This is a genomic window from Tamilnaduibacter salinus (assembly GCF_003096655.1).
GTDB lineage: Bacteria > Pseudomonadota > Gammaproteobacteria > Pseudomonadales > Oleiphilaceae > Tamilnaduibacter > Tamilnaduibacter salinus.
The window spans coordinates 242,542-254,547 of sequence record NZ_QEKQ01000001.1; the positions used below are offsets into that span (position 1 = coordinate 242,542).

The window sequence follows — 12,006 nt, forward strand, 5'->3', positions numbered from 1 at the left end:
ACCATGAGTCGCACCGATTTTTTTGACCTTACCGGCCAGGTTGCCCTGGTGACCGGCGCCAGCCGGGGTATTGGCGAGAGTGTTGCCCGTACCCTCGCCGCCTACGGCGCCCATGTCATCGTCAGCAGCCGTAAGATCGACGGCTGTGAGGCGGTTGCCAGCAGTATCCGGGAAGACGGCGGCAGTGCCGAGGCCGTCGCCTGCCACATCGGCGATATGGAGCAGATTGAGAGCCTCTGGGATCACATCCAGAAGACCCATGGCAAGCTGGGTATTCTGGTGAACAATGCCGCCGCCAACCCCTACTTCGGACCTGTGGAAGACACCGATCTGAGCGCTTTCCAGAAAACGGTGGACGTGAACATCCGTGGCTACTTCTTCATGTGTGCCCGCGGTGCCCAGTTGATGAAGCAGCATGGTGGTGGGTCGATCGTGAATGTGGCCTCGGTGAACGGCGTCAATCCCGGCCACTTCCAGGGGATCTATTCGATCACCAAATCCGCGGTGATCGGCATGACCAAGTCCTTTGCCATGGAGCTTGGCCAGCAGAATATTCGCGTCAACGCGCTGCTGCCGGGGCTGACGGACACCAAGTTCGCCAGCGCCCTGACCACCAACGAGTCGATCAAGAAGCAGGCAATGGCGCACATTCCCATGAAGCGTGTGGCCGAGCCGGATGAGATGGCCGGTGCTGTTCTGTATCTGGTGTCCGGCGCCTCCAGCTACACGACCGGTGCGTGCCTGAACGCTGACGGCGGGTATCTCACGGTCTGATGGCTGTGCCGTCTGGCCGGGAGGCCAGACGGCGTCTCATTCCGCCCGTGAGAGCGTTGTGGCACTGGGCGGCTTGTGGTAGAGCGAGTAGAGTACCTTGTCCAGAAGCGCCTGACCGTTCCAGGCCGGGGCGTGGTTTACCATGCCGATCACCGCCCAGGTGGTATTGTTTTCGTCGCGGGTGAACCCGGCAATCGAGCGCACGTTACGCAGATAGCCGGTCTTGATCCGCCCCTTGCCTTTCAGGGCCGTGTCCCGCAAACGCTGAGCCATGGTCCCGTCCGTCGCGATCAGCGGCATGGACGCAATCAGGTCGGCACCAAACGGACTATGCCAGGCGGCCTCCAGAATGCGAGCGCCCTGTCGTGCTGAGATGCGGCTTTCCCTTGATAGGCCCGCACCGTTGTCGATCACGACTCCCCGTGTGTCGATGTCTCTGGATGCTAACCACTCATGCACCACCCGAATGCCGGCCTCCCGGTCATCGTCGTCTTCCGGTTGCCGGTGCGCGGCCCCGATCACCAGCAACAACTGGCGTGCCATGACGTTGTTGCTCCACTTGTTGATGTCGCGAACCATCGAAACCAGGTCTTTCGAGCGGGTCGTCATGACCAGACGCGCGTCTTCGGGCGTTTTTCCGGTCCGGCTGATGCCCGTGAAACGGCCCCCCAGATCCTTCCATATCGAGCGGATGAGCGCAGCGGTGTAATGTTCCGGGGCGAGCAGGGACTGGTAGCTCGTGGTCCGGCAGCCCTTCGGCAGTTCGCCCTCAACGGTCACCGTGACGGTGTTGTCGGCGTTGAAATCCGTGGTCCAGTCGAAGTGGTGGCGGGCAGGGCAGGGGCCGTCCCCGGTGGCGGTCACCTGGTTGTTGATCCGAACCGCATCCACCGATGGGCTGGACCAGGCATGCGTCCCACGCTCGTCGGCCCGCACCTGGAAGTGGAAGAGGTTGAAATTGGTCAGATAGGGCGATGGCTGGACCAGAAACGGCGCGTATGGGTTGTCGCCTTTGTCATCAAATGCGGGCAGTCCGTCGGGCAGCTGGAACACCTGACCGTCGAGCACCAGATCCCCGTTGATCGTGCGGATGCCCATCCCGTGCAGCTCCCGCATGACGGACCAGAGCCGTTCCTGACCGAGGCGGGGATCGCCGGAGAGCGTGACGTAGAGGTTGCCGTGAAGGGCATTGCCGACCATGCGCCCATCGGTAAGAAAGCGTGTCTCCCAGTGATGGGCGGGGCCCAGCGTCTCCAGCGCGGCGAAGGTCGTGATCAGCTTCATGATGGAGCCCGGGGACATGGATTGGTCCGCGTTGATGAACTGCGACAGGCCGGGACCATTCATCGGAACGGCGGCAATGCTCACCGCTTCCTTTGTCTCGACGGCATTCAGGGTGGCGTCGAGGATCCTCGCTTTCCAGGGGGTGTCGCTCGTCGGGTTGCCAGCCAAAGCGGGGGCGGGCACCAACATCAGGCACAACAGGGTGATCAGTGCTTGTTTGAAAACACTCGCGTGCATTGACGGGCTCTCCGGGAGACATCTCACGTTCCATGTACTGTTGTTAAGATAGCCCAGCTTGATGCGCCGTGCCTATGACAGATTTGTATACACAACGTGAATGATCGTCCTTAACCTGGCAGTCTGCCAGCACTTTGTGACAGTGCGTTGACGGTCTGACGGGGCGGCATCTCAGCCAACGTGGCCCGGTCCGGCCTGTGTTTCAATAGCGGCGTGTTAATGCCAGTACCAGTAGAGGAAAGAGACGACACATGGCGGACAATCTCACACACAACCTGACGGTGCTTGGCTCCGTGACAACGTCGACCCTGACCGCGTGGCGCGGCTGCATGGTCGTCAAACGGGCCCGGCAGCCGGAAAAGCCGCTGGTCCTCTATGACATGGAGGCCTGCCCCTACTGCCGACGTGTCCGGGAAGTGCTCACCGCGCTGCACCTGGACGCCGATATCCGGCCCTGCCCGAAAGGGGGCCGGCGTTTTCGTCCGGAGGCCGAGGCCCGGGGCGGCAAGCAACTGTTCCCGCTGCTGGTGGACGAGAACACTGGCGCGGTGCTGTACGAGTCCGCGGCCATCGTTGACTACCTTTTCAGCACCTATGGTGGGCGCTCCGTACCGGGTTACTATAAGCCCCTTTACAACACGCCGGTGCTGGGCAACATGGCCTCAGCGGCGAGCGCACTCCGGGGGCTGTCCTCGAAGCCCTCAAACGCACCGGCGCAACCTCTGCATCTGTGGAGCTTCGAGGGCAGCCCTTACTCCCGGCTGGTTCGGGAGCGCCTCTGCGAGCTGGAAATTCCGTACCGGGTCCACAACCTCGGAAAAGAGCACTGGTCAGAGATCGGTCCGGCCAAGCGCCGCCTTAAATCCGGGCCTTACCAGCCCAAAGCGGGCGGCAAGCGGGATGCCTTCTTTCAGGAACACGGGGATGTCATGGTGCCGTATCTTGAAGACCCGAACACCGGCGAGGCGATGTTCGAGTCGGCGGATATCCTGGACTACCTGGACCGACAGTACGCGGTCTAGTGTCTCGTCTGGTTAACTCGCCGGCCTGCCCGGACACGACTCAGTCCCAGGCCGGCGCGAAATCCGGACTGGCGATCCGCTCGTTCCGGTTGAGCTTGTCGATGGCGTCGATCTCGTCCACGGAGAGCTCAATCCGGAGCGCATCCAGGTTCGATTTCTGGTGCTCGGGCCGGGTGGACGATGGAATCGGCACCACGCCCTGCTGGGCGACCCAGGCGATGGCGATCTGGGCCGGTGAGGCATTGTGCCGCCGGCCGATGTCGATCAGCGTCTCGTCGTCCATGACACGCCCGACCGCCAGCGGCATGTAGCCCGTGACCCGGATGCCCTGTTGCTGGCAATGGCGGATCACCGCCTTGTTGCTCAGGAAAGGATGCACTTCCACCTGATTGGTGAGCAGTGGCGTGTCGCCCAGAATGACCCGGGCGTTGTCCAACTGCGCATTGGTGAAGTTGGATACGCCGACAAACCGGGTCAGCCCCTCCTTCTGCGCGTCCCGGAGCGCACCCAGATACTCCGCCATCGGCACCTCGTCGCCGGGTGATGGCCAGTGAATCAGCGTCAGATCGAGGTGATCGGTCTTCAGTCGCTCGAGACTGTCCTGCAGGCTGCCGATCAGATCGCTGGCCCGCAGGCGGTCGTGCCAGACCTTGGTGGTGACCCAGACGTCCCGGCGCGGGATACCGCTGGCGGTGATGCCGTCACCCACTTCGGCTTCGTTGGCGTAGAACTGGGCGGTGTCGATGTGGCGGTAACCCAGAGAGAGGGCGCTGCGCACGGCTTCCCGGCAGAGGTCGCCGGTCAGCCGGAAGGTCCCCATTCCAATATCGGGCATGGTTTCGAGTGACATAGTGCCTCCTGAACAATCGTCCCGGCCGGATGCTCGGGCCAGGGCGGGGATGGTCGTCAGAGGTCGCTGGCGACCCCTTCATTGTACGATGGAATTCCACGCGCCGTTCTGTAAATGAACCGATCCGGTTTTCGGGCGCGGGGCGGAATTCGCCGTTTGATTGTCATTTTCGACACTGTTGGGCGTTGGCCAATCCATTCTATGCTATTGGCCAAATAGACAGCGTTCAGTAGAGAGCGCGCTGAACGGGACAGGGAGACTCAAGATGCGACAGGCACGATACGAAAAACGCGGTCCGGTTCCCCAGGAGGTGATCGAGTGCGTCGAGTCGCCGACGCCGGAGCCGACAACCGGGCAAGCACTGGTGGCAGTCGAAGCGGCGCCGATCAACCCCAGTGATGTGCTGACGCTCACCGGCGACTACGGCATGCTGCCGTCGCTGCCGGCCATTGGCGGGAATGAAGGGGTCGGCCGTGTCGTGCGCCGCGGTCCGGAGACCGAGGGGCCTGAGGAAGGGCAACTGGTGCTGATTCCCGTGGGCATCGGCACCTGGTCGTCTCACGTCGTGGCGGATGTCCGCAAGCTGATTCCTCTGCCGGACCAGGCGGACCCGAAGCAGCTGGCGATGATGACCATCAACCCGCCGACCGCCTCGTTGCTGCTCAGCGAGTTCGTCGATCTGAAAGAAGGCGACTGGGTGATCCAGAACGCTGCCAATTCCGGTGTGGGCGGGTATCTGGTGCAGCTTGCCCGCCTGAAGGGATACCGGACCATCAATGTTGTGCGCCGGGAATCCGCTGTCGAAGGCGTCAAGGCCCAGGGTGCGGATGTGGTCCTGGTGGATGGTGATGACCTGCACAAGCGCGTCCGCGAGGCCACCGGCGGTGAGCCCGTCCGGCTGGCGATTGATGCAGTGGGTGGCGCGGCCACGGACCGTATCGCCAGTTGCCTGGCCGAGGGCGGCACCCTCGTCAATTACGGCATGATGAGCGGAGAGCCGTGTCAGGTCTCGCCGGCCAACATCGTTTTTCGCGACGTGACCGTGAAAGGCTTCTGGCTGGCCAAGTGGTTTGAACGCGCCAGCCCGGACGCCCAGAAGACTGTGTTCGGGCAGCTCACCAAGCTGATTGCCACCGGCCAGCTTCAGGCGCGGATCGCAGCGGAGTATGATGTCTCCCAAATCAAGGAGGCGGTGGCCGCCGCGGCAGCGGGCGAGCGAGACGGCAAGGTGCTGGTCGTCCCGAGCCACGACGAGTAGCGATACGGGCCGCCGCCGGGAACCATTGGGAGACGATGCATGATGACCGGCCAATGCCTGTGCGGCGGCGTCGCCTTTGAGGTATCGGCACGACCGGGCCCCGTGGCCCTGTGCCATTGCAGTCAGTGCCGGCGGGCCAGCGGCAGCGCCTTCATGGCGACCTGTCCGGTCCAGTCGGCTTACTTTTCCTACCAGCGGGGTGAATCCCTCGTCAGGGAATTCGCGTCCAGCCCCGGCAAATACCGGGCATTCTGCTCTGAGTGCGGCAGCCCCCTGTACAGCCGGACCGATGCCATACCCGGCATTCTGCGCCTGCGTGTCGGCGCCCTCGATCATCCGTTTGGCCAGCCCCCGGCGTACCATGTGTTCACGGGCTCCATGGCGGACTGGGACGGGATTACCGACGATCTCCCCCAGTATGAGAAGCTGGAGCGCACCAACGATCCCCACTGATGGGTAACGATGTGAGCGAACGACTCAGCGTCCGGGGACTGTGCAAGGCCTATCGCTCCGGTGATGACCGGGTCACGATTCTGAATGATTTTGATCTGTCGCTCTCGGATGGCGAGGCGGTCGCGCTGACCGGACGGTCCGGCTCAGGCAAGAGCACGCTGATCCACCTGCTGTGCGGTCTGGCGGTTCCCGACGGCGGTCGTATCCGTTTGTTCGGCGAGGCGATGCCCGCGACGGCGGACGACGAGCTCTGGGCAACCCAGCGTCGACAGCGTGTGGCCACCGTGTTTCAGGACACCAACCTGCTGCCGACGCTGACGGTGTCCGAGAATATTCGCTTTCGGGCCTCGCTGGCAGACCGGCCCGCGCCGGACGTGGCCGGCTGGCTCCGGGCGCTCGGACTTCAGGGTCTGGCGGATCGATACCCGGATCAGGTGTCGGGGGGTCAGCGTCAGCGGGCGGCCATTGCCGTGGCGTTTGCGATGCGGCCGGAACTGTTGCTGGCGGACGAGCCCACCGGCAGTCTGGATCGTCACACCGCCAGCGCGGTAGCCGATGAGCTGTTCCGCTTCCAGCGCGACACCGGCTGCCCCATGCTACTCGCCACCCATGATCAGGCGCTGGCCGAGCGCTGTGAGCGGATCGTGCCGCTGACCAGCGAGGGAGACGTGTGATGGGGCCGGCGGGCGCCCTGTTCAGCCATTACCGACGTCATCCACTCCAGTTGGTCTCGCTGGCTCTGATCATCATGCTGGCGACGGCCCTCTGGGCCAGTGTCTGGACGCTGACCGACCAGGCCCGGGACAGCCTCGAACGCAGCGAGGCTGCCCTGGCGGCCCGGTTCGAGATTGCCCGGCAGGATGGGGCCACCGTGACCGTCCGGGATTTTGCCCGGCTCCGTCGGGCCGGCACCTGCGTGACGCCCTGGCTGATCGTGGAACCGGGCGATGGCGGCGCCCGGCGCATCGGCGTCGATCCGCTCACGTTGAATTGCCTGGACGGCCATCCGGCGTCCGAAGGCAGCGGCACGCTCGACGGCGATCCGTTCCTCGATCTGTCCGGAGCCGCGCGGCTGCCGGGCGATCATCGTCTGCACCTGCTGGCGCCGGAGCGGGCCGATGTCCCTGACGGGTACCGCGTCCAGCCGTTCGCGGGCGCACCGGCAACCGGCGAACTGGGTGACAGTTTCCTGCTCAACCTCAATGCCCTGAGTGCACTGACCCTGCTGATTGCGGCGCTGCTGATCCGCAGTGTCTACAGCCTCAGCCTCAGTCAGCGCCGGGCAAGTCTGGAACTACTGCATCGTCAGGGCCTGACACGGCGCCGTCTCGCCATGCTGATGGCAAGCGAGATGGTCGTGATCAGTCTGTTGGCGGCATTGCCGGGGTTGGTGATTGGTCACGGGCTGGCCTCGGTGGCGTCGGACGGCTTTGGCCAGGCGATGGCGAGTCTGTTTGATGCGTCTCTGACGTCCGGGCGCTCGCTCAGCGGCTCGCTCCTCTCGCTCGGCGTGATTCTGCTTGTGGTGCTGTGGTGTGTGGCCGATCACTGGTTACCGGCGCGCCGATCCGCCATACGTCGCCACCCCGTCGCCATTGGTTCCCTGGTCATGATCGCGGGCGGCACGGGCGTGCTGGCCGCGGACGCGCTCTGGGAACTGTTTCTGGCCATTGCCCTCGGGTTTGTGGGCGTCGGATTGCTGACCCCGCCGATTCTGGCCGCATGGTGCCACCGCCGGCGAGCGACGGCCCCGGGCTGGCTGGCCCACTGGCGTCGTCGGGAGCTGTCTGCGCTCCTGAGGGACCTGGCCTTGCCGGTGGTGGCGTTGCAGTTCGCGCTGGCCACGGTCATCGCGGTGCAGGCATTGGTCGCCACGTTTGAAAGCACCTTCCAGGCCTGGCTGGATCAACGCCTCCAGGGCGACGTCTACATCGAACGCCCGTCCGGCATGCCGCATGCCGACATGGCGGCATGGCTGGACGGTAGCTCGCTGGTTGCCCACTGGCACAGGGTCCGTCGGGATCAGGCCCGTCTGGAAGGCGTGGGCCCGGCTGTTGATCGTCTGGTTCTGGACCCAGCATCGCCGCTGCTCCAGAGCTGGCAATTCCTTCGGTCTGAACGGCACCCCTGGGCCGCGCTGGGTCAGGGCGGTGTCATGGTCAATGAGCAACTGGCCCGTCGTCAGAACCTGGCGCTGGGTGACACGGTGACCGTGCGCTGGGGGGAGGCGTTTCGGAGTGGCCCACTGGTCGCGGTCTACGCGGACTACGGGCGGCCGGCGGGCGAGGTTCTGCTGCCCTCATCGGCGGCGCCGCAGGACTGGCGGCCGTCATTCGTCCGCTATGCGGTGCGGCTGACGGAGACAGTGCCCATCGCGGAACTCAGCGACTCGTTTCCCCGGGCGGGCGAGGCGCGCTTCACCGACAACAACACCATCCACCAGCTGGCGACCGGTGTTTTTGACCAGACATTTTTCCTGACCCGGGCAATCAGCGTCCTGACCCTGGCTCTGTCGGCTCTCTCCCTGTTGCTGATGGGGACCGTGGTCTTTCGCACTCGCGCACGGTATCTGTCGCTGTTGCGGGTGTGGGGGCTGAGTCGCCAGGCGCTGCGCCGACAGGTCCGTCGGCTGGGGCTGACCCTGACCGGGCTGGTCGCAGCAGCGTCGCTCCTGCCTGGCATTGCGCTGACCTGGGTGCTGGTCAGTCGCATCAATCCGCTTGCGTTCGGCTGGTCGCTGCCCATGGCGGTGTATCCGCTGTTCTGGCTGGAGTTGGGGCTGATCTGCCTGGTGATCGGGTGGGGCATCGGGACCTGGATGGGACGCCAGACGACCCTGGAAGACGTGGGAGGCCTGTCATGAGTCGCTGGTTGATTGTGGTCGTGGCGCTGGCCGTCGTGACGGCCTGCGGTTCATCCGGGTCGGAGGGTGGTTTTGCGGCGCTGGACGCGTCCGACCGGTCGTCTTTCCGGCAGCCGTCACCGGGAGACGGGATCAGGCTCCCGGCGGATCTTGGTGCTCACCCCGCGTACCGGATCGAATGGTGGTATCTGACCGCGAATCTGGAGGTAGCGGACGGCACGCCGCTCGGCCTGCAGTGGACCCAGTTCCGCCGGGGGCTGAGCCCGCTCCGGTCGGGAGCGATGCGCGCGGCGCCGGACACATGGCCTCTGGATTCGGTCTGGATGGCCCACGCGGCGGTGTCTTTCAATGGGCAGCATCGCTTCCGGGAGCGTTTCGCCCGTGGTGGTATCGGCCAGGCCGATGCCCGGGCCGCGCCATTGGCGGTCTGGCTGGACGACTGGTCACTGATGGCACGGGATGACGCTGCCGGCTGGCGGCTCACGATCGACAACGCCGACTGGTCCGCCCGCTTGACCCTGACACCGCAACGGGCGCCGGTTCGGCACGGAGATCGGGGCTTCAGTGCCAAGTCCACCGATGGCACCGGCTCCATGTACTTCAGCTATGTGGATCTGGCCATTTCGGGGCAGGTCCGCATCGACGGCGAGTCCCACGCGGTCCATGGCACGGGCTGGTTTGACCGCGAATGGAGCAGTCAGTTTCTGCGTTCCGATCAGCGCGGTTGGGACTGGATGGGGCTCCAGCTTGATAACGGCGCCCGACTCATGGCCTTCCGGCTTCGGGAAGAGGGTGGGGCGTTCCGGTCCGGGACCTGGATCGGGCCGGACGACGAGCGCCGGGCCCTGAAGGGTGATGCCATCGCGCTCGAGGTACTGGAAAGCCGGGACAGTGCCCGCGGTGAGGTGCCGGTGACATGGCGCGTCCGGGTGCCGTCCGAAGATGTCGACCTGACCGTCACGGCACCGGCGGGTTCCTACTGGAACACCGGGCTCTACCCGTACTGGGAGAGCCCGGTCACGGTCTCCGGTAGTCATCGGGGCCGTGGCTATCTCGAACTGACCGGCTACGGTTCGTCCGACTGAGCCGGCGTGATCCGAAGCACCCGGCCGTTGCTGGAGTCGGTCAGTACCCAGAGTGCCTCATCCGGGCCCTGGCGCACCGCCCGAATGCGGTGATTCAGGTCGCTGAGCAGGTCTTCTTCCTCAATCACAGCACCGTCTCTGATCCGCAGCCGCACGACCTTCTGGAACTTGAGCGCGCCCACGAACAGGTCGCCTTGCCAGTTGGGGAAGCGGTCGCCGTCGTAAAACGTCATCCCGGATGGCGCGATGGACGGGTCCCAGAAATGCAGCGGCTGCGCCATGCCCTCCTTGTGGGTCTTGTCGGAAATGGGCAGGCCGCTGTAGCCGATGCCGTGGGTGATGACGGGCCAGCCGTAGTTGGTGCCGGCCCGGATGATATTGACCTCATCCCCGCCACGCGGGCCATGCTCGTGCGTCCAGATGACGCCCGTTTCCGGGTGACGGGTCATGCCCTGGATGTTGCGGTTGCCCACCGTGTAGAAGGTATCGTTGACGTCCGAGTCATCCAGAGGCGGGTTGTTCGGTGCGGGCTCGCCTGCCATGGTGATGCGATGCACGCCGCCGGCGTCATCACCGAGGTCCTGGGCCCGTTCCATCTCACCCCGGTCACCCACCGCGATGTACAGGTTCTCCTGTGCGTCGAACGCCATTCGTCCGGCGAAATGGCGGCTGGTGTTGGAGCGGGGTAGTGCCGTGAAAATCGGTGTGACGTCGGTCAGTGCGCCGCTCTCGTAGCGTGCCTTGGTCACGCGGGTCGTCATGCCGTCCCAGGTCTCGTGGGCATAGCTCAGCACGATCTGGCGGTTGTTCTGGAAGTCCGGGTGCAGCTCGATGTCCAGCAGGCCGCCCTGACCGGCAACGGCCACCTCCGGGACGCCGCTGACCGGATCGTCCAGAAGTCTGCCGTCACGCAGGATACGGAGCTGGCCGGCCCGCTCGGTAATCAGGGTGTCACCGTTTGGCAGGAAGGTCATGGCCCAGGGGTGGTCCAGCCCTGAGGCGATCGTTTCGACACGGTAGTCGTGGTGTCTGGATGAATACGTGTCCGCCAGGGAGATCAGCGGGAAAAGCAGGAAAATCAGTATCAGGGCTCGCATGAGGACATCCTTTTCCGGCAGAAAACGGGTTGAACTCACTGTGCCATACTCTGATGGTGAACCGATGGATTCGTTCCTGCCAGACATTGAACGCCCGGTATGAGAAGGAGAACCGCATGTCCGATCATCACGTCTATAAGAAAGTGGAAGTGGTGGGGTCGTCCCGCACCAGCATTGAAGACGCGATCAATAACGCTGTTTCCGAGTGCGGCAAGAGCATTCACAACATGGAATGGTTTGAGGTCCAGGAGACGCGGGGGCACATCGAGAACGGGCAGGTGGGCCACTATCAGGTAGTGCTCAAAATCGGATTCCGGATCGAGAACAGTTGATGGACAGTGTCTGGCCCGTTGTCCTGATGGCAACGCTGGCCGGGGCCGCGATCCCGGCCGGTGCTTTTCTGGGGCGCTTGCAGCCGCTGTTCCAGCGATGGCTGGATACCGAGTTCCGGCACAGCGTGATTGCCTTCGGTGGTGGTGCGCTGTTGGCCGCGGTGTCATTGGTATTGGTGCCGAAGGGGATGGAATCGCTGTCGGTCGGGTGGATCGTCGTCGGCATGCTCGGCGGTGGCATCGCGTTCGGCATGCTGGATGCGGTTCTTTCCCGGCTGAAAGGCTCCGTCTCCCAACTGGTTGCGATGCTCGCGGATTTCATTCCCGAGGCGCTGGCTCTCGGCGCGCTGTTTGCGGCCAATGGCAACGGCGCCTATGTGCTCGCGCTGCTGATTGCGCTGCAGAACCTGCCGGAGGGGTTCAATGCGTTCCGGGAGTTGACTGCCAGCGATGAGCCGGCGCGTGAACACCGGGGCCGGACCGCCCAGGATATGGCGGACCGCCCGGTGCTTCTGTGGTTTCTGTTACTGGTGCCTCTTGGTCCGCTGGCGGGGCTGGCGGGCCATTTCTGGCTGGTGGATCAGGCGGCGACGCTGGGCTTCATTATGATGTTTGCCAGCGGTGGCATCCTGTATCTGGTGTTTCAGGACATCGCCCCGCAGGCGCGCCTCGAAAGGCACTGGGCACCGTCGCTTGGCGCGGTGGCCGGCTTCCTGCTGGGCGTACTGGGGCACCTGGCCGTGGGGTGATG

The 12,006-nt window shown here is 64.4% G+C and carries 12 protein-coding genes; 9 read left to right on the forward strand and 3 right to left on the reverse strand.

The annotated features are described in order from the left end of the window. Nucleotides 1–3: 3 nt before the first annotated feature. Nucleotides 4–774, forward strand: a complete 771-nt coding sequence (locus C8D92_RS01140; RefSeq protein WP_116918198.1) for an SDR family oxidoreductase — start codon at nt 4–6, stop codon at nt 772–774. A 36-nt stretch (nt 775–810) separates the two neighbouring features. Here C8D92_RS01140 and dacB read toward each other — a convergent pair whose 3' ends face one another. Next, the gene (gene dacB / locus C8D92_RS01145; protein ID WP_116918199.1) at nt 811–2,295 is read right to left on the reverse strand and encodes a D-alanyl-D-alanine carboxypeptidase/D-alanyl-D-alanine endopeptidase; all 1,485 of its coding nucleotides are present in this window, start codon (nt 2,293–2,295) and stop codon (nt 811–813) included. 251 nt (nt 2,296–2,546) lie between these two features. Here dacB and C8D92_RS01150 point away from each other — a divergent pair, with 251 nt between their 5' ends. Then, complete coding sequence (locus C8D92_RS01150; RefSeq protein WP_116918200.1) at nt 2,547–3,317, forward strand: glutathione S-transferase N-terminal domain-containing protein; 771 nt, start codon at nt 2,547–2,549, stop codon at nt 3,315–3,317. 40 nt (nt 3,318–3,357) lie between these two features. On the opposite strand, the gene dkgB is transcribed toward C8D92_RS01150, so the two are convergent. Then, entirely contained in the window at nt 3,358–4,167 is an 810-nt protein-coding gene (dkgB, locus tag C8D92_RS01155) for a 2,5-didehydrogluconate reductase DkgB (RefSeq protein ID WP_116918201.1), read from the reverse strand. Nucleotides 4,168–4,432: 265 nt separating this feature from the next. On the opposite strand from dkgB, the gene C8D92_RS01160 reads away from it, so the two are divergent. Genes C8D92_RS01160 through C8D92_RS01180 form a run of 5 tightly spaced genes read left to right on the forward strand, consistent with a single transcriptional unit; the run spans nt 4,433 to nt 9,826 of the window. Then, nucleotides 4,433–5,425 carry a zinc-dependent alcohol dehydrogenase family protein gene (locus tag C8D92_RS01160; RefSeq protein ID WP_116918202.1) on the forward strand — a complete coding sequence of 331 codons (993 nt, stop codon included), beginning with the start codon at nt 4,433–4,435 and terminating at the stop codon, nt 5,423–5,425. Between the two features lie 39 nt (nt 5,426–5,464). Next, a complete protein-coding gene (locus tag C8D92_RS01165) occupies nt 5,465–5,878 on the forward strand; it encodes a GFA family protein (protein WP_116918203.1) in 414 nt (137 codons plus the stop codon). Beyond that, nucleotides 5,878–6,552 carry an ABC transporter ATP-binding protein gene (locus tag C8D92_RS01170; protein ID WP_116918204.1) on the forward strand — a complete coding sequence of 225 codons (675 nt, stop codon included), beginning with the start codon at nt 5,878–5,880 and terminating at the stop codon, nt 6,550–6,552. The genes C8D92_RS01165 and C8D92_RS01170 overlap by 1 nt, the downstream gene beginning before the upstream one ends. Next, the gene (locus C8D92_RS01175) at nt 6,552–8,741 is read left to right on the forward strand and encodes an ABC transporter permease (protein ID WP_116918205.1); all 2,190 of its coding nucleotides are present in this window, start codon (nt 6,552–6,554) and stop codon (nt 8,739–8,741) included. Before C8D92_RS01170 ends, C8D92_RS01175 begins: the two co-directional genes overlap by 1 nt. After that, nucleotides 8,738–9,826 (forward strand): lipocalin-like domain-containing protein, encoded by a 1,089-nt coding sequence (locus tag C8D92_RS01180; RefSeq protein ID WP_116918206.1) that lies wholly within the window; start codon nt 8,738–8,740, stop codon nt 9,824–9,826. Before C8D92_RS01175 ends, C8D92_RS01180 begins: the two co-directional genes overlap by 4 nt. Here the strand turns inward: C8D92_RS01180 and C8D92_RS01185 are convergent. Beyond that, nucleotides 9,808–10,923, reverse strand: a complete 1,116-nt coding sequence (locus tag C8D92_RS01185) for a PQQ-dependent sugar dehydrogenase (protein WP_116918207.1) — start codon at nt 10,921–10,923, stop codon at nt 9,808–9,810. The two genes, C8D92_RS01180 and C8D92_RS01185, sit on opposite strands and share 19 nt — an antisense overlap. A gap of 116 nt (nt 10,924–11,039) precedes the next feature. On the opposite strand from C8D92_RS01185, the gene C8D92_RS01190 reads away from it, so the two are divergent. Together C8D92_RS01190 and C8D92_RS01195 are read left to right on the forward strand one after the other, a co-directional pair. Continuing rightward, nucleotides 11,040–11,255, forward strand: coding sequence for a dodecin (locus tag C8D92_RS01190; RefSeq protein WP_095609681.1), 216 nt, complete (start codon nt 11,040–11,042; stop codon nt 11,253–11,255). Further along, nucleotides 11,255–12,004 (forward strand): ZIP family metal transporter, encoded by a 750-nt coding sequence (locus tag C8D92_RS01195; protein ID WP_116918208.1) that lies wholly within the window; start codon nt 11,255–11,257, stop codon nt 12,002–12,004. The genes C8D92_RS01190 and C8D92_RS01195 overlap by 1 nt, the downstream gene beginning before the upstream one ends. Nucleotides 12,005–12,006 lie beyond the last annotated feature (2 nt).